General features: G+C 42.1%; 10 protein-coding genes. 2 read left to right on the forward strand and 8 right to left on the reverse strand.

The features are described from left to right. Positions 1-6: 6 nt before the first annotated feature. The 7 genes from NM125_RS15400 to NM125_RS15430 all read right to left on the reverse strand — a co-directional run bounded on the left by NM125_RS15400 (position 7) and on the right by NM125_RS15430 (position 13,816). Entirely contained in the window at positions 7-1,200 is a 1,194-nt protein-coding gene (locus NM125_RS15400) for a glycosyl hydrolase family 17 protein (protein WP_255135870.1), read from the reverse strand. Between the two features lie 108 nt (positions 1,201-1,308). Next, positions 1,309-4,719 (reverse strand): hypothetical protein, encoded by a 3,411-nt coding sequence (locus tag NM125_RS15405; protein WP_255135871.1) that lies wholly within the window; start codon positions 4,717-4,719, stop codon positions 1,309-1,311. 48 nt (positions 4,720-4,767) lie between these two features. Continuing rightward, positions 4,768-5,592, reverse strand: coding sequence for a glycoside hydrolase family 16 protein (locus NM125_RS15410; RefSeq protein WP_255135872.1), 825 nt, complete (start codon positions 5,590-5,592; stop codon positions 4,768-4,770). Between the two features lie 25 nt (positions 5,593-5,617). Continuing rightward, complete coding sequence (locus NM125_RS15415; RefSeq protein ID WP_255135873.1) at positions 5,618-7,504, reverse strand: immunoglobulin-like domain-containing protein; 1,887 nt, start codon at positions 7,502-7,504, stop codon at positions 5,618-5,620. A gap of 16 nt (positions 7,505-7,520) precedes the next feature. Continuing rightward, complete coding sequence (locus tag NM125_RS15420; RefSeq protein WP_255135874.1) at positions 7,521-10,658, reverse strand: glycoside hydrolase family 2 TIM barrel-domain containing protein; 3,138 nt, start codon at positions 10,656-10,658, stop codon at positions 7,521-7,523. A 416-nt stretch (positions 10,659-11,074) separates the two neighbouring features. After that, positions 11,075-12,826: a cellulase family glycosylhydrolase gene (locus NM125_RS15425; protein WP_255135875.1), complete on the reverse strand. Its 1,752-nt coding sequence runs from the start codon at positions 12,824-12,826 to the stop codon at positions 11,075-11,077. A gap of 144 nt (positions 12,827-12,970) precedes the next feature. Further along, positions 12,971-13,816: a glycoside hydrolase family 16 protein gene (locus tag NM125_RS15430; RefSeq protein ID WP_255135876.1), complete on the reverse strand. Its 846-nt coding sequence runs from the start codon at positions 13,814-13,816 to the stop codon at positions 12,971-12,973. 646 nt (positions 13,817-14,462) lie between these two features. On the opposite strand from NM125_RS15430, the gene bglX reads away from it, so the two are divergent. Then, complete coding sequence (bglX, locus tag NM125_RS15435; protein WP_255135877.1) at positions 14,463-16,721, forward strand: beta-glucosidase BglX; 2,259 nt, start codon at positions 14,463-14,465, stop codon at positions 16,719-16,721. A gap of 128 nt (positions 16,722-16,849) precedes the next feature. Continuing rightward, positions 16,850-18,199 carry an L-fucose:H+ symporter permease gene (fucP, locus tag NM125_RS15440; RefSeq protein ID WP_255135878.1) on the forward strand — a complete coding sequence of 450 codons (1,350 nt, stop codon included), beginning with the start codon at positions 16,850-16,852 and terminating at the stop codon, positions 18,197-18,199. A gap of 120 nt (positions 18,200-18,319) precedes the next feature. Here fucP and NM125_RS15445 read toward each other — a convergent pair whose 3' ends face one another. After that, the gene (locus tag NM125_RS15445; RefSeq protein WP_255135879.1) at positions 18,320-19,978 is read right to left on the reverse strand and encodes a peptidylprolyl isomerase; all 1,659 of its coding nucleotides are present in this window, start codon (positions 19,976-19,978) and stop codon (positions 18,320-18,322) included. Positions 19,979-20,020: the final 42 nt, after the last annotated feature.

Genomic DNA, 20,020 nt, shown 5'->3' on the forward strand with positions numbered 1-20,020 from the left:
GATTTTTTATTCAGCCGATTTAATTTCGCTATTCACTGGTGGTACTTTTACGGTGTTTAAGAGAGAGTCCATATTGCCATTAAACGTTTTTGTGATTGGCTTTCCGTCACGGGTTAATCCTTCGAATACCCCGGCATCCACTTCATCCCATAACACGTATTTTGCTTCCGACTGCAGATTGATGAGACCAAAGTGATTTTCAGATCCCAATGGATTGGCCGCGTCTTTCCATTTTTCGTCAAAAGCTTCGAAATAGAATACCGAAACACCGTTTTCTTCCGACCACTCCCTTATCATATCATGATAGAGAGCCATTTTATACTCATCGGTTGCCCTGGATCCTTCATCCCCGTATAAAGTGTTGGATACGGTAGCCCAACCAGTTTCACCAATATGAACCTGCTTATTAATCCCTAAACTCCGCATGTATTCAACCACGCTTTCATATTGATCAATTGCATAATCCAGAGAACGCTGCATAGCTGCATCAATCTTTTCCATATCACTCAGGTCCGTCTCGCTTTCCGCTACTCCCCAAAAGACCGGATGGTAATGTGTATCGTGCATGGGATAGGTATGCATCGAAATATAGTCGACTGCTTCAATTAGCTTATTCAGATCTTCTTTATGATAATCTTCACTACCGCCGCCCCAGGAGGCAAAATTATCAGAACTCGTAATCCATAAGTCTTTGGGAAGGTCTCCCTTGGATTTTAGCTGTTGTAAATGATTTACCCAGTGAAGTATGATCCCGGGTTCCACATAATACTCTGTTTGCCAGTGTACCATTGCTTCATTTCCTACAGCAAGTACCTTTACAATATCAGGGTATTTGTTTGCAAGCCTGACTGCCCGTTCTATCTCTTTGGCATTATCCGGGTTGTCTTCATCCCGAATACGTTCCGGCTCATCGGTCCAGGCATTTATCGCATCAATCCAGGCTCCCATCATTACATACATCTCAAAAGAAGGATCATTTTCTTTCATTTCGTGTATAGCTTGCAGCAAGCGTGGTACGGCTTGAAGAGTAACATTATAGGTTCTCACCATTTTTATACCCATTGCTGAAAGAAGTCTCATGTCTTCTTTCAAGTCTGCAATTGAGGGAACGCTGTCGCGTGATATATCCCGATACCCACTGTAGGATATAGCCGGATAATTTATGGGATCCGCTAATATTTCTTCAGCCGTTTTCTTCATATCTGATTCTGATTCACTGCTGCAACTTATTCCAAAACACAGAGCTATAATTGCAGCCAATAAAAATAATTTGTTCATATTAATTGGGTTTCGTGGTTCATCATTGATTCACCTAAGCTGTTTTTTACTGAGCTGCACGTTGATTTGCTCTACCTTTCCGGTCCGCATAAATATGTTCTGCGATAAGTCTTCATCAAGTGTTGTGCCCTCGGTATTCTTCGTAGAGCCATCTGAAAATACAACCTGTATATGTTGGCCAGATCCGATCTGGTAAATCACAGGAACCTGACAGCAACTGAACAATAAGGCCTCTTCAGGTACCTGTATTTGATCCTTTTGCTGATCCAACGAAATCATTCCAACTGATTTTTTTGCAGAGGTGAACTCACTGTGTTTCAGAAGAAATGGATCAAATTGAAGTTTGCCATCCCGGGCTGTTACACCGAGTTCTCCGATTCGGACTAATATGTCTTCCTTAACTTGTCCGGTCATACCGGGTTGCTGTGCCCCCCGGTGCTCCGGTGTATGTGAATAAGGATCGGTCGGAAATGCACCATATAGTTCTGGTGATTTATGAACACCGATGCCTTCTCCTATTTCATCAAAATGTTGGTACAGTCGCTGTTGTACCGCATCATTAGCTGCATTTTGATAAGCCGAAGCACAGACTTCGTACACGGCAAGATAGAGCTTGGATACCATATGCCAGTAAATGGAACCAAGGCCTTCATAGGCAAAGAAAGTTCCGGATCTTCCCGTGAACGCTTTGTGGTTGAACACTTCTTCAAATATATCCAGGATCAGTTGTTTATCCTGTTTTACCAGTTTGCTGTACGTAGAATCTTTTAACTTCTCCAGGGCATTTTTCAGATCTGCAGCATTGGTGAAGTTGCCATTGAAATGGTACCCGCCTTCAACATCTTTATTTATTATACCCGTGTGATCATCTTCAACTAATTTTTGAAGGAGATTTGAACGCTGCACCAGTTCTTCCGGGATATTATTTCTTTCCAGGAACTTTGGTAATTCCTTATTCGGATACAGGATATAACTCATTTGGTCTTCACGATAGAGCGAACTCTCACGTAAAGCATCCAGTAGTTGCAGAGCTTCTTCTTCCGATAAGTAACCTGAACTAAGCGCAGCGACCTGCCCTTCAAGCATCTCGTCGAGGTAAGAAATAGAAATCTCATCTCCATCTATGCTCATTATATTGTACGCATGATACAGATTATCATCGCGTTTATTGGCATCAATGGAATGCTCCAGGTATTGAAGGGTTAGCTGAATGAACTCGGAGATTTGGTCGTAGCTAAGGGCTTTTCTGCTTCCTTCAAATTGGCGGGCATAAACCTGATCCCTGAACTCACTTCCTGCTTTACCTAAACCTTCTGTAATAGATGCTCTGGTCTTGTCATCAATAGCTCCATTTAAGGCCTCAGAGTAATCGGTTAGAACGTTAAGGATACTTTCGAATAAACCATGAAGTTCGGTGGATATGTTTATTTCATTGCCTTCATTTTCGGCTACAATTGGCTCAAAGAACTTCAGAAACCTCCTCAGGTAATAGAGGGTCACCATGGATACTCCATTACCTACCAGCGCATTATTTGCGTCATTCCACTCAGGGCGCTGCGTATTCATCCAGATGCCCCCTTCAGGAATAAAATTAGATACTTTGGATAATACGGTGGCCAGAATTTTCTCTAAAAAGTTTATATGATGGATTTCCCCGCTCTGTGTATTTCTTAAAGCTCCGTCTGCTCCTAATGCAGCAATTTTCTCATTTATGGCTTCGTGGGCAGTAACATCAAATTCAATGGTGTCTTTTGGATCTTTGGCGATCTCCTCGAACGGTTTGATTTGATAAGGTACATTTGCATAAACAAACGCCTCTTTCGTCATTAACTGCTGCAGCGCATTGGGTTCATATTCTTGATAGAACTCCAGGAATTTCAATAAATAGATAATCTGATGGTCGCCCCAATAACCGATGTACGACCATGGGTCATCGGGATCAGAAATTTCCCAGTCTATTCCACCTTTAGTAACCCGGTAAGGATTGTACCCATCAAAGGTGGAGGCATTCAGAAACTTGTAAATCATCCCTTCAATAAACTTGGGATAGGAATGTGCCAGCGCTTCCCAGTTTTGAAAGATATCCCGCCAGTTGCCCTCGTAATCCAGGATCTTTGATCCATCCTCTTTATGAGTGTTAATGGAGAACTTATTCCATGGCCGACTTGGATCTCCATGCCTTCTGCTGAATTTAAGGGGCAAATATTCTTTTCCAAGTCTTAACAGGTCAACATCATCAGTAGCATTTAGTTTTGTATCCAGCTCTGCTTTGTCAAACATTTCAGGTAAATCAGAGATAAAATCCTGGTTGTCAGTAAATACCTCACGGTTAGCCATCTCCAGGTAATTCAGGAAATCCTGTTTCTCAATCCTGTAATTGTGATCGAAAGTGCCTCCCCTCATTATGTTGAAAAGCGTATTAGAGTAATGGCGGGCATTGCCCAGTGTATCTGCTGAATGTTGAATCCCGTCTGCCCCGGCTACTAATTGCTTCAGCTTCCGGGTTCCCCGTTCAATGTCCTCTTTAACCAGCTCTTCTAAACCGTTATTTTCTTTTAAGGTTCGGTTCAATTCTATAACGCCGGCGTGGTTCTGATTTACGTTCGCAACTATACTCCATTCTTTGGTGGAACCTTCTTCCAGTTCAAGATCCTTTAAAACAAAATAAGCTCCCTTTTCGGCCTTCACATCCTCTTCCTGTTCCACAGCTTCCAGTTTTCTGAATGTATCTAACTGGAGAGATGAAACCAGGTACCTTGGGTTATCCAATCCCATTGACCAAGCTACATTAGCCTTCAGCGCTTCACTGGGTTCAGCTTTATCAACGGGAATGGCACTTAATGCATAGATGCCCAGTCCTGTTTCTGAAATGAGCTCATTTCTTTTGTAGGCATCCAAAAGGTTACTGGATCTCACCTGAAGTTCCGGATTAACACCATAGGGTAATATGTTTTGAATGCCATCTAATAGCTTAATCCTCTTTTTCTCTCCCGAATGGTTCTGAATGGAAGTATGTCGGACAAACCCATAAATGTTACTTGAATTCCACTGATAGCGAAAGGTTAAACCCAGGGTATGATTCACCTCTTCAAATAAGATTTTATTGCCATACCAATTCTTGTACAAGTTGCGGCTGATTTTATACTGATTAGCATCTCTTTCGGAAAAGGGTTCCCATACATGAATACCTCCATCAAAACTAACCTGAAAGATGGTTTTACTTCCTGTGGTGTGTGCAAGCTCGGTTAGTTTGTCATCCGTATAGTATGGAAATAGGGCAAAATTTGAATTCTTACGACCTGCTGTTAATCCTCCGTTGCTTGATATAAACATCCAGTGATTTGAATCACTTACGATACTCATAAAGAACGGACGCTGAGAAGCCAGATTTGAAATTTTGAACCAGTTTTCGCCTTGTAATTTTTGAACGGTGATTGACACGGTTAGTTCTGTTATTGATGTTTAAGTTCTTAGTTAAAGAGGAGAGATTTACTCTGCATAAACCCTCACGTAATCTACAACCATTGTTTGGGGAAATGGTGTACGGCTATTGGGTGATCCAACAAATGAACCTCCAACGGCCACATTCAAAATGATGTAGAATGTGTTGTCATTAAAAACCCATTCTCCGTTTACATCCCCGGGATTGATCTCATTATATAATTCATCATCCACGTAATACTTAATAAAATCAGGGCCCCATTCTATCGCGAAAAAGTGAAAATCGGTATCAAACCGACTATTAGATAGAACATAGCTATCTGTAACGGCTTCACCGGCAGAATAGCCCGGCCCGTGCACACTACCGTGTACAATGGTGGGTTCTTGTCCACGATACTCCATGATGTCTATCTCCCCGATTTGAGGCCAGTTCACCGTTCCATTGCTATCATCTCCAAGCAGCCAAAAAGCCGGCCATATGCCCTGACCGAATGGTAATTTTATGCGGGCTTCAAACCGGCCAAAAGTTTTTTCGAATTTACCCCTGGTAAGGATGCGGGCTGAAGTATAATCGGAGCCTTCAAATGATTCTTCCCTGGCTGTGATCTCCAAAAAACCATCGTTTATCCGAACATTCTCGGGACGGTCGGTATAGTACTGCAGCTCATTGTTACCCCAACCCGGACGGCCAAAAATTTCAACTCCGGTTCCTATATCATATGACCAATAATCCGAATTTAAACTACCGGAGCCATCAAACTCGTCTTGCCACACAATTTCCTTCTCTTTTTTGTTGGCATCATCATTTATACAACCTGAGGCAAGTCCAAATACGATAAACAACAGGGCACATCCTCTCAAAAAGTTACTCATTGATTGTCTGTAGTTTTAATGATGATTAATTCTGTGTGAAATTATCGATGTAGAAAGTGCCTGAAGTTGTACCCGGTGCATCCATAAATAATACAACCCTGCTGTACTCAGCGCTGGATGAAAAATCAAATGAGAGTTCTTCCCAGCCACTACCCGAATGGTTGGCCGTAATTTCGATATCCTGTGCACCATTGGCCCCGCCTTCAAACTTCAACAACACCGGAATAGTGGTTGTGGAATACACGTCCATTGTGATGGTAGATCCGCTGGAAAGATCCACATTGTTTTCGAGATCTACATAGGCTCCTTCAAAAGCAGCTCCGATATTTGTAATACTTCCAACTTTCGAAGCCGAAGCATTCGATCCAGATAATATCGGGTTATCAATTACCTGAAATGAAGCCCCATTGAATACTTCAAAAGTGTAATCAATAGCAGGATCGTCAAACGTTATAGGAAATGATGGGGGATTTCTGTCCGGTACTATTATGCCACTATCATAGTAGTAAATATTATCTACAAAGATATTAGAAATGGTCGCATCTGAAACGAAGAAGAGTAGCCCTATTTCAGAGCGTTCTGTTAGCCCGCTGAAGTTATTCAATGGAATATCCAGGCTAACCCATTCGTTTTGTTGCAGGGTGTTTGAGTCGATAGTAAATGACCCGGATGTTTCATTGTTGCCCACTGAGTTAATCAACTGAAGGCGTATAAAATCACCTGCATCAATAGCTTCTCTTACATTGATATCTACATGAAGATGGGTCATTCCGGAGGCATCAATACTTGCAACATCCATGAATGTACCAATACCAACAAAATTTAAATTGGTATAATTAATGATGCCATTTCCATCCACAACGATATCAGCCCCACCTTCTCCGGTTCCTCCAAGGGTTGTCTGTCCGTCTCCGTTAAAGAAACCGTTGTAATAATCTACAGGTACGTTGTCATACGCATCACTGAATATCGAAATTACATCGGCGGGATCTTCATCGGGTACCGGAGCAGGTGTGAAATCACCTATCGACTGTATAGTTAATGAACCGGCAGCTGTTACTTCATCAAGCGAAGCTGTAATTACTGTAGTTCCCTCTCCTACTACCGAAACCTCGCCATTCCCATCAACTGTTGCTACGCTGGGATCTGACGAATTAAAGGAAAAATAAGCGGGGGCAGCTGTAACGGTTATATCTTCCCCACTTCCCAAATTAACGGTCTGTGTTAACTCGTTTATTTCCGAACTCAACCCAGTAAAACTTGTCAACGTATCATTTCTTCCGCTTAATATTGATGGGCGGGGCTGAGCAATGGTGCCCAGGTTTTCGTATTTCAAATCATCAATCCAGAATGAGTAACCGTTCCCCTCTTCCGGGCCCTCGGCATACCAGAATAGTCCTTGCTCAGAAGTAAGTTTGGACGCATCAGGTACAGGAATCACATACTTTTTCCAATAAGTGGTCAGCTTTAAATTATTGAATGAAACCAGGTATTGGTTTTGCATAAAGTCCTGCCCAATACCAAGTTCATTGATAGTTCCCGGGATAGAACCTTTAGCATAAAAAGTGAGGGCGTTATACGAACTCAGATCTCGGCCTCCATTATCATCTCTGAAAATTGCTCCTGAAAACGCCCCTTCAGAACTTCCCACATTGGGGATATCCAGGCGCATTGAAGCATCGCTTCCATCATAGGTAACATCACTATCTACGTTGAAGGCATCTAACTTTGAGCCTTCAAACGGATAGTATTCCAACCCGGAACTAAAGCCATCTATAAAAACTTCCGGATTTTCTGTGAAATCCGGTTCTTCAAGTCCATCAACAGAACGCTCACACCCTTGAGCAATGGCCATAATTAATAAACCGGCCAGTAAAGAACGAATTGTGATTTTTGAATCTAAATCTTTCATGTCTCTCACCTGTGTATTAATTCGTTATATCAATTTGGATATAGGTTCTGAACTCCCACTCTGTACCATTGTCAAAACCGGGAGCTGTTGGATCCGGAACCCGTTCACCGCTCGTGTTAAGCGTGTAAGTAGGGGCATAACGGGGTGAGTAGTCACTTAATGATCTCCAGGTACCCCGCACTCCAATTCTGGTTGAAGGCAAATCAAACCAATCCGGTTTGCCAAGGTTCATGGACAGGTCGCCCATAAGCTGCAGCGGATAGGTCAAGTTAAAGTCACGGTGGTAGTCATAAGGTCCCCAATCATTCACTTTCACAAATGAACTGAACTTAGACTTCTTGTAGATCACCCGGACATCTCCGCCATATCGTGTAATGAGCCTTGGGTCGCTGCCATTTGCCTGAGCGTCTCCGCCATATAAATTCGCAATGACACCTAAATTTGTATTGAATTTAGATACTATACGGGCATGTACTTCCCATAAATCTCTTGCCGGAGGAGCCCCCGGGAATGGAAAGAATGTACGACCATCTGGTAAAATACCTATTGCAGCATCCTGAGTGGTTGGTAAATGCCGGTAAACAAAACCAAGACTCATGGCAAATGGGGCGTCTTCTGCTATATCGTTATTCCAGTCGTACATATAGGTACCCGGCGTAGGGTCGAAAGTCAGCAGCAGTTCCCCGGCTATTTGCTCTCTATTAGCACGTACAACAAAAGGATCATCAAGAATATTTCTTGGTCGGGCGGGTGCTTCAAGATCACCTGGAATCGGTCCTTCAATAGGTTTCTGCCATAAAAAATTAGGCGCAAACTGTATGTTGCCGATATTGTAAGTAAAACCGGACAGGACATTATACTGATTACCACTGCCGCTGTCTTTCAATCTCCATCCGGTGAAGGTCATTGTTTGATCTGCTCCGCCGTTAGCAACCAGTCCCATGATTGACGATTGTGCGTACCAGTTAAAAACACCCTTGGTGTAAGTTACTTTCAACTTACCACCCCAGTTATCTGAAGATTTAATCTCATCCACATATACATTATATGAGCCATCATCCTGTTCGCGGGCCAGCTGAAATTCTCTGCCGTTCAGCGGCTGACCTGCCCAAATACCGCCTAACTCTACTCCGAAGTTTCCAAAATTCCGTGTTACATAGATAGTTACTCTTCGGGTTTTGGGCTGAGGAATCGCATACGAGCTTCCGGTTAGTCCCTGTCGCTCGATGTCTTCATGATAAATACCTGTCAATGAAGTTTGACCGATGCCATAAGTATATTTGAGCAACACTGCGGGGTTTGCTCCCCACCACAATTGCGGACCAAAAGCAAATTTGAGGCCATCAAATGCTTTCTTCCCTTCGGCTTCAAACCCAAATGGAGCTTCTCCATTGTAAATATCGATCTGCTCCCCATAATTAGCCTCAGGATAAAGCCCAAAGAAATCACCTTCATATCCCCAGTGGTAGTGGCCGGTTCGGTAAAAACCATCAATATTGAAATACTCTTGACTCCAGTTGTAGCTGGCGCTATAAATCTGAACCCGGTTGAGAGACTCTACTGTGATAGCATCATTTCGGGATAATAATTCTACCGGGCGCCCTCTGTTTTCATAAAAAATCTCATCAATAGGATTTTCTGCTACATTCCCGAGGATATTGGTTACTACTTCTGCCCTCATGTTTGGAGCCGGCTTTGCTTCTACCCCTATGAAATATGACTGCATGTGGTCAAAACCTAATTCATCTGGATAGGCAGTCCGGGCAGGGTCTTCATCAGTGGGTGTTGTTATCAAAGATCCCCCGGTGTTGTAAGTTTCGAAGGTGGCTGAAAAACGACTCAGGGAAATGAGTTCCGAACCTCCATCTGACTGATTGCCCCCGGACTTAGCGCGGAGATCAGCTTCAACGATGGAAATATTTGAGAAATGACTTTTCAGGCTTTCATATGTAACACCTGCGGCATAAGGATTAAATTGATGAACTTGTTTTAACATGTAATATGCCGTTCTGGGGTAAAGTTCATAAAAACCATTGACATCTGTAGGCCCTTTTGCCATAATGCCAAACCACTCTTCGTTCATATTGTCCTCACCTTCTGCAAAGTCAAACTGGTAACCTCCATTCGACCATGAGGCATTAACATCATGAACGTCCAGGTTCTCAGTTTGGCCAAACTTCCACCAGCCATCACTAAACTGAAAGGTAAATCCCCCAATTGAATTATCTGTGCCGCCCAAACCTGCAGCATTTTTGTATATCTCTTTCCAGTTGCTGAACAGATACCTCGCCTGGGCTGTTTGAGCTTCTGTAAGGGTTTGGGCATTGAAAGCATCAGAACCAAACTCCGTCAACAGTACCGGCTTTCCATATTCATTCCGGACTCTTTCGTACAGGTCGGTAAAAGTCATACCCCGATAAGTATTTGTGCCAAAAATATCTATATCGGGAGCCAGTTCATCTATAAGATCAAGAAAAAGTAAATCACCATTTGCAATGGCTATCGGCCTGCTTGTGTCAATTTCTTTCATTGCCAATGCAGCATCATTGAATAACTCGTACATCGCACGGGCACGTATCGTCGATTTTCTATTCTCCATTGGAATGTCTTCGGTTTCTGCTCCCCCCCAGAAAAGACCGTAGTTATTTTCATTACCTAACAGATAAATCAACAACCCGGGTGTTCCCTTGTATTCTTCCACTAACCGGGTTACTTCACTCAATAGTAGCTCTTGTACTCTTGGGTCAGAATATTCTGTATTAGCCATCCAGGCACCATCTATTGTTAAACCATACCTTCCAAATGAATGGTTCAACATAGTGTAGATACCATAATTCTCGTATATATAGGTGATCCACTTTTTTGGGATACCCGTGTAAACCCGAATTGCATTAACACCCATATTTTTCAGAAGAGACATCTCATAGTCCAATGCCTGTTCGATAAATTCGGGTGATTGATTCCAAAGGCTGTAAGCATAATTGGTGCCTCTTGGAAAGTAATCCCAGTTCATCCCATTTATGATGACAGGCTCACCGTCAACAAGCAATTGCCACCCCTCGTCAGCTTGCTCAACCACCACCTGGTTTGATTGCGCAATAATTGTGGGTGAGAAATAAAACAAAGTGAAAATTAACAATGCGATTCTTTTCATATCGATGGTGTTTTATTCTGAAGGCTGCATCAGAGTGACTTCATAAATTAACTGCTATTTCGATGAGTGAGTGAGTACCGGACATTAACCGTGTTCTCCCCAAATGGCAATATTTACAATGTATATACAGTGATATACAAAAGCGCTTTTCCGGGTAATTTATGGGGTTAAGTAGCTTTCAATGGACAATTTTCATGTCAGCCAAACTTTTTGTTCTGTAATCAAAAAAAGCACCATTGTATATACTTTATAAATGTGCATGCATCGCTATTTTAGTACTGTATTTATAGCTGTCACCACTATTAAGAATTTCAGTGCAAGCTCAGCCAAAAGCTTCTGCTTGAGAAGGTTTTAGCTAATTAAATCTCACACCTAAACCGGTTTATTTTGTAAAACTGAACCTGTACCGATTAAACTTAGTCTATAATCAATTTGGCGATATTAAATCCGCCTTCATCAATTTGGAGTCTTAGAGTATAAGTACCACCTGAAAACTGATCGGATCCCAGGTTCACTTGTCGCCAGTTTTGATAACCCCCGGTGGCCGGTATGTTTGTTGTATTTCCAACCGGCCGCCCGTCAGAGAATAACCGAATTCGCCCTTCTCCGGACGGTGATGCTACAATAACTCTGATATCATACGTGCCTTCTGTTACTTCTACAGTGTATTCCAGCCACTCTCCATCTTCCGTCCAACCAACGTTATACTCTAATCCTTCGAGAGCTGAAGGCTCAATATCCACTCCATCATTGCGATATACCCAACCTGAGTTCCCCCCTGTTTGATCCGGGTCCCCATTTACCCTTTTATAATTCATATCATTATAAGCGATCAGGTTATCTCCTATGTCATAGTTTACAGCATCTATGGTTCCGGGTATAGAATGGGAAGTATATGGGACGTTTTCATTATTAAATGAAGGTGAGAACAAAGCAGCTACTACATCTGGCCTAAAGGTTGTATTCTCGATTTTCAGACCTTCCGCCATATCGAATAAACCCTGTTGTGCCTCGTTAGCGGTTGGTTTAGGACCTTCACCCTTCCAATAGGCCAACACTTTTTCGTAGTTTGGGTTAGATGGGGCCGATAGTGGTGATGTTATCGTTTCAAGTTTTTTATGGGTCCACCAATTCCACCCTATGCCATTTGATTCTACCAGTCTGACAGTTTCGTTGAACCATGGATTAGAATTTTCTCCTGACTCACCCAGCCAAAGCGGGGTATCTGTTTGATCTCTTAATCCAAGTAAATAGTTGATGGTACCCTGATCGGTCTCATTCCAGTATTTATGAAATGCATATACAATATTGTCGTAATAGGCAGCAAGTATGTCTAACTTATCGAAGGTGGTTGAATAGTAATTACCATTTATAAACAGGATATGGTTTTCATCTATTTTTCGAATTTCAGGTATTAAATCCGTATGGAAACGCAGAACATCATCAGCTCCATATCCGGCTGGGGTTACCGGTTCGTTTAATAAATCGTACCCGATTATGATGGTTTCATTTTTATATCGGCGGGCAATTTCAGTCCAAATCTTAATGGTTACCGGCATATATGTATCATATTCTGTCCAAAGGCGGGCAACTCCATCACTGTCGGCAATCTCTTTACTACTTTGTGCCCCCGGTGCGCCATGCATGTCTAATATTACATCTACTCTATTTCGCTTACACCATATCAATAGTTGATCCAGACGATCAAACTCTCGCTCATTAAACTCTTCGGTCTCCATATCATAAAACACCTTATGATTAAATGGAACCCGAATATGATCCGCACCCCACTCTTTCATCGCAATGATATCTTCTTCTTGAACATAGTTCGTTCTGAATTCTTCGAACCAGCGGTCTGTTTCTGATTCTCCCAACAAATCTGTGATAGCATTCCTGAGCTTGGTCGGCCCGAAATCGCCCGGCATATTAAACATATACCCTTCAGGCATCAGCCAACCCCCTAAACCGAAGCCTCTAATTACAACCGGTTCCCCCTGTCGGTTCAATATCTGAGTTCCGGAAGTGCTGAAAAAAGTGTCATCGGTATAGCCGGGAACATCGGTTGAATTATCGGAATTACTTCCCGTTGGCGATGAACACGATAAAAATGAAATGAATAGTAATGCTACAAGAGCTTTAAAATTGCTGAACCCGGGTGTTTTCTTCAAAATAGCCTCTCAGAATCTATGTTAATACTTTACCTATTATATCAAACGATTGTAAATAATCTGTGAATAAACACTTCTTTCAGGCTATTTGAATAGCCATAATTTTCTTTTTATAAGTCTCTGTCACCGCCTTACTTCACCAGTCTACTCTACTTCCTGATAAACCCGAACGTAATCAATTACGAATTGCTGAGGAAAGATCGTATCGTCAACGCCCTGAGCTCCTCCCCAGTTACCGCCGATTGCTGTATTTAGTATGATGTGAAACTCCTTATCGAATGGCCAATATTCCCAACCACGGCCTTCATTTAGATATTCAAAATATTCATGCCCATCTACAGAGATTGTAATTTTATCTTCATCCCACTCCAAAGCATAAACATGAAATTCATTTTCTACTCCACCCACTTGCACGCTTGCACCGGCTTGAGTTCCCTGAGTGTGGTTTCGTTCGTCTGTATGCACCGTTCCGTGTATCACATTCGGTTCATACCCCACATACTCCATGATATCAATCTCTCCATTATCGGGCCAACTGCCGTTTCCATAATTCCATTCTTCAGGAAGCATCCAGAATGCCGGCCATGTTCCTCTTCCTCCCGGAAGTTGTGCTCTCATTTCTATTCGCCCATATTTCCATGCATGTTTATCGCGTGTAACCAACCGGGCAGAACGATAGCTTTTACCTGAGGTGCTATTTATCAAAAATGCAGTAATGATTAGATTACCATCCTCGACACGAGCTGTCTTAAGATCTTTAGCCGTATATTCCTGTAGCTCATTGTTGCCCCATCCGTGACCGCCTACATCATAGCCCCAATTCTCGGAATCGGGTAATCCGTCTTTATTAAACTCATCATTCCAAACCAGTTCATAACCCTCAATCTCCGGTATGTCGTTGGCACTGGTAGAATCGTCATTACAACCGGAAACGAAGCCGGTAAAAAGTAAACTCAGGGTAGTCGCATAGATTTTAATTAAAGCTGTCATAACAATAGGTATAATGATTAGAGAGGGCGATCAAAATTTTACAGAAATGAGGATGAAAAAAGCTTTCTTCTCAACAACTTATTATGGAAGAAACTATCAGCTTCATTACTAAATTAATTTAGTGAATCCTGTCCTAAAACTGAAACCTGAATTGCCCTAAAATACGTTATTTAACGAACTACTTATTTGATGTAATGACCACCTATTTACATCCTCCCCTGTAATTAAATTTATGCCCCCATAATCTCACTCTCAAATTCTTTTCATTCACCTGGAAGAGAAAACATGAGGCAACTTGAGAATATACGTTTGGTAAATTAACCACCAGTAATTTAATGCTTTTTATTTTATTGTTTTTTATTCTTTTACACGCCTAAAAAATCGCTTATCAATAATATTTTTATAGTCGGAAATGAGGTGGTGAAATTTTTTTTCACTAAACATTATTCATTGCTGATTCATATAATTATGAGAACCTGAGGGATACATAAATACATAAGGTATTTTATAATTGTAAATTTCAGCGCACACTACCTTTTTACATTCATTTTTTTACACATTTTGAAAATCATTAAACATACAATAATTGCTCATTATGAATAGCCCAATAAATAAATCATTTCTGATTATATGTTTTTTAACATTGATGCTTACCCCAATTGTTTCCAATGCACAAAATGTGCTCATCAAACCGGAAATAGAAAAACAAATAGATGATCTGCTTTCCAGAATGACCCTGGAAGAAAAAGTAGGCCAACTTAATCAGCACAGTGGCTCCTGGGATGTAACCGGGCCCATACCTGAAGATAATGAGTATGTTGCCGAGCGGGCACGCTTGCTTAAGAACGGTGGAGTTGGGTCTTTGTTAAATGTAACCGGGGCAGAAGCCACCTATGCTGCACAAAAATTAGCTGTTGAAAACAGCCGATTGGGGATCCCATTACTGTTTGGCTTTGATGTGATTCATGGCTACAAAACTATTTTCCCAATCCCCCTGGGTGAAGCTGCCAGCTGGGACCTTGATATAATTGAAAAATCAACCAGAACAGCAGCCATCGAAGCGTCGGCAGCCGGTATTAACTGGACTTTTGCCCCTATGGTAGATATAGGTCGTGATCCCAGATGGGGACGTGTAATGGAGGGAGCCGGAGAAGACCCTTACCTTGGGTCGCAAGTAGGACTGGCCAGAATGAGAGGTTTTCAAGGCAACGATCTATCTGAAGTAAACACCATTCTGGCAACGGCTAAACATTTGGCAGGTTATGGATTTTCTGAGGGTGGCCGTGATTATAATACAGTAGATTTTAGCCGCCGCACCCTGCATAACATTGTGTTACCCCCTTTTAAAACCTTAGCTGAAAATGGCCTTGCCACAGTAATGAACTCTTTCAACGATTTGAATGGGATTCCTGCAAGCGGAGATCGTTATCTGCAAACTACACTTTTAAAAGAAAAATGGGGATTCAATGGGTTTATCGTTTCCGATTGGGGATCTATCCGTCAAATGATTAATCACGGATATTCTAAAGATCTTGAACAATCCGCTTTACATGCCATTACAAGTGGCAACGATATGGACATGGAATCAGAAGCATATCAACGACATTTAGTAGATTTGGTAGAATCAGGTGAAGTTGATGTTGCGGTATTGGATGAATCGGTTCGCCGTATTCTGCGAACTAAATTTTTGTTGGGGCTATTTGACGACCCATACAAGTATTCTGACCCTGAGAGAGAGGAAAAATTAGTTTATTCTGACGAGCACAGAACCATTGCCAGAGATGTAGCAAAACGCTCAATTGTTTTACTGAAGAACGAAAAAAACACACTCCCCCTTTCAAAAGAAATTTCCTCAATAGCTGTAGTCGGTCATTTAGCCGCTGATAAAGATGCCCCTCTTGGAAACTGGAGAGGAAGAGGAGAACCCAATTCTGCCGTTTCTCTGCTGGAAGGTATAAAAGCAGCTGTTAGTAATAATACAAAAGTGAACTATACGGAAGGTTATACCCTTGCAGCAAATAATGGCTCTTTCGCTTTTGCTTTAGAATACCCGGAAGATGACGGATCCGGTTTCGAAGCAGCCATAGAAAATGCCAAAAACTCGGATGTAGTCGTAATGGCGGTTGGAGAAGAGGCCCTGCAATCAGGCGAAGGGCGTAGCTTAGTCGATATCAGCTTGAAGGGACGGCAGCTGGAACTCTTTAAATTGATCCGGGAAGTCAACGAAAACATTGTGGTGGTATTAATGGCAGGCCGCCCGATGATTGAACCCGAGCTCTATGAAGGGGCATCCACCATTTTGAATACCTGGCATCTTGGAACCGAAGCCGGAAACGCTATAGCTGATGTGCTTTTTGGGGATTATAACCCTTCCGGAAAGCTTCCGATGTCGATTCCAAGAGCCATTGGGCAGATTCCTGTGTACTATAATCATGTGAGCCCCGGTCGTCCGCAAACCGGCCCAGGTGATGACGGCGCCGTGTTCTGGAGTCACTATAACGATGAAGTAAACAGCCCCCAGTTTGTGTTCGGTTATGGTTTAAGTTACACTGATTTTGAATATTCCAACTTCGAGCTCAGCAAAAACCTGATGAATATGGATGAAACCATTACGGCACGTGTAGATGTAACCAACACTGGCGAAGTACCCGGTGAAGAAGTTGTACAGCTTTATATACGCGACCATTTTGCAAGTTCCATGCGGCCGGTAAAAGAGCTTAAGGGTTTTGAGAAGGTTATGATCAATGCCGGAGAGACAAAAACCATCACTTTTAAGCTGGATAAGAAAACTTTTGAATTCTATGCAGCAGACGGCACCTGGAAAACGGAACCCGGTATGTTTAGCATCATGGTTGGAACCAACTCAAATGACGTGCAAACTCTGGAACTTAACATAGAGCGCTAAAACAAAATACTTGTGATGTTGCTACATTTTTTTGTGACAATACTCTCCATTATTGTATCACTAATCAAATAGTAACATCACATCCTTTTTAGTTGAAATTTACTATAACCCCATAACTATAATTCTATATGGCCAATCAGAATAACAACTATCGATCTGCATTTATCATTGTCACTGTTTTATTTTTTATGTGGGGTTTTATCACCGTACTGGTTGATGCTCTCATTCCGAGACTCCGGGATGTCTTTGAGTTATCCTATTTTGAAGCCGGGCTTGTTCAGTTCTCTTTCTTCACCGCCTATTTTGTTTTCTCAATTCCGGGTGGGGGACTTATTTCAAAAATTGGTTACAAAAAAGGGGTAGTTGTTGGGTTAATAACGATGGGAGTTGGATGTTTACTCTTTTACCCTGCAGCCTCATTCCGGGTATTTCCAATATTTCTCATGGCTATGTTCGTGTTAGCGGGTGGAATTACCATTTTGCAGGTAGCTGCCAACCCATATGTAGCCGCTTTGGGGCCTGAAGAAACATCTTCCAGCCGGCTGAATCTTTCACAGGCTTTTAATTCGCTGGGCACCACCATTGCCCCCCTTGTAAGTGCGGCATTCATCCTGAGCAACACCGTTATGAGTTCTGATGAAGTGGCCACCTTAAATGACGCCCAACAGATGGCCTATTATCAGGCTGAGGCAGCAGCAGTTCAGGGGCCTTTTATCATTTTAGCCATTGTACTTATTGTTTTAGCAGGAGCTTTCGCCTTATTTAACCTTCCCAAAATTCTGGAAGGTGATGACGATAAAAGCGGAAGCTACCGAACGGCTCTTAAGATTAAGCACCTGATGTTTGGAGCACTTGGAATCTTCGTATATGTAGGAGCTGAGGTATCCATTGGAAGTTATCTTGTAAACTATTTCTTAGAGCTTGATGTGGAGGCTCTTGTAGAAGGAAGTGCCGTTATGACTTCAATCGCTTCCACCCTATCAACTATTTTCTCTGATACCAATATTCAGGATATGAATGCTTCTCAACTGGCCGGTACCTATGTGTTTTTCTACTGGGGAGGTGCCATGGTTGGACGCTTCCTGGGTTCAGCACTCCTACAGAAACTAAAAGCAGGCAACTTGCTGGCTTCTTACGCCGGTGTTAATGTTGTGCTACTCTTGATAAGTATGAATACCGGCGGGTTGCTTTCTTTCTGGAGTATTTTGTGCATTGGATTATTCAACTCCATCATGTTTCCTACTATTTTCACTCTGGCAATTAAGGGAATTAATCAGAATACCGCACAAGGTTCCGGGATACTTTGTACTGCCATTGTGGGCGGGGCAATCATTCCTCCGCTATATGGAGCAATGGCAGATAGTTTTGGCCTTAAGATAGCCTTATTGGTACCAGCAGTTTGTTATCTGTACATACTTTGGTACGGGAAGGTAGGGTCAAAGGTCGAACTTGAAGAAGTGGCTGAAGCTAAAGTTTAATAAACCTGATTGATTTCATTTAAACATTTACTCACATCATTTCTGATTTTGAATAGAGATGGTGTGAGCTAATCTGCTGTAGCTAACAGTTATTCGCTCTTTCAGAAAGTTAGCGAAGATTTACAGATCATAAATCTCATCAAATAACTCTCTGTTGATAGTAATCTCGGTTTCCGATCTTAAGCTATCGACTTTTTTATTCAGGTAAGTATAGACTCTGTACATTCTATCCAAGTCCCTGTCAGTTGAATCTTCAGGTGTTGTTTCTACGAAAGCCCTGTTTTTGACGTTAATAACAGCCCACTGGTTTAGGTTAGCTTTAGTTACTAACGGAGTCCCCATTCTTACTTCATCAATAACTGCATAGTCACTTTCAGATGGAGAAAGTGTGATGTCTTCAAAAAATTGGTAATTCGGAAAACTCTGAGGAGGCGCACCCGCAGCAATTTCTCGCCTTATAAGCTCTGCTTCTTCTCTCGAAGTTGCCGGAACTTTCCAGTATGAAGTTTCAAGATTGAAGGAACGGCTTCTTACCACCTTTCGCTTGAACTCGTCAGAAATTTCCATTTCAGTGGTATCTTGTAAGGCTTCCTGAATCAATTTTTGTTGATAAAGGTCAGAAAGGACTTCATTACCCCTTTTCCGTACTAAGTTTTCTAAGCGTTCATCTTCTTCATACCCCTTTGCCTGAGATAACTGCATCAATACTTCATTTCTCATGGCCCTTCCAACCGAGGCCCCGGTACGATTTCGGGATTCATTCAGGGGCAGATAAGGTAACCAGTACAGGTAGTCCTGAACGGTAAACTCATGCCTTTCGCCCATTAGTACGTACGTACCCAATACGGATTCATTAGCTACTTCCAGCTTTAACTCTTCTAACCTTCGGTCGTTCCAGGTTGCCGCTTCAACATCTGCCTGTTTTTCTTGTTCAATATTTTTAACAGACGGCAGGTTTTGGATTTCCTCCATTACGTTAACCAACACCTCTCTGTTCATTTGCACATCAAGTGAGCCCATAAGGTTTCGGATGTAACTGTTTGCCTGAAGCGCTTGCCTTCTCTGCTTAAGCTTATTTTCTATACCTTGTTTGCGAACCTGGTATTCGCTTTCTATCAGCATAGCCTGCCGTATCACTTTTTCAACATATACAATATGATATCCAAAACTGGTACGTATGGGTTTTGAGAATTCACCCTCATTTAATGAAAAGGCCGTCTCCGCAAAATTTTCATCAATTCCGAAATAGGTAATTGGCCCCAGGTAACCGGCGGTAGAATCATACTCCTGGGTTTCATAAAACTCGTTTGCCACATCAACAAAGTCCTCCCCCTGTTCCAGTTCTTGATAATACCTGTTTAGTTTATCCTTGTCTTTAGAAAAGAGGTGACGAACATACACTTTGCGTTTAGACTTGGCATATGCTTTTCGAATTTCATCGTCCGATGGGGCTTCAAGTCTTTCGTTCATCTGATCCACGAAATATAAATCAGCGAGCGACTTCCTTTTCTGATACCAAATCGCATCCTGATAAACCGGGTTGGATAAGTAATTCTGCCCGATGGCTTCATCAGCCAGTACCAGGTTATCAATCATCTCGTTCAGAAACCGATAGCGTTGATCACGGGTATCGTTGCGGCCGGTTTTGATTAGGTATTCTACATAGTCTTGCTCAAAATCAGATACAGTAATTTCTGAATCATCAACGGTGGCTAAAACCTGTCGATCTTCTTGATCCTTTGAACAACCAGTAGTTAAAACTGTTGAAGAAATGGCCAAAAAAAAGAATAGCCACACAAATTTTGAGTGGCTATTCTTTTT

It is taken from the genome of Gracilimonas sediminicola, assembly GCF_024320785.1.
Classification (GTDB): Bacteria; Bacteroidota; Rhodothermia; order Balneolales; family Balneolaceae; genus Gracilimonas; species Gracilimonas sediminicola.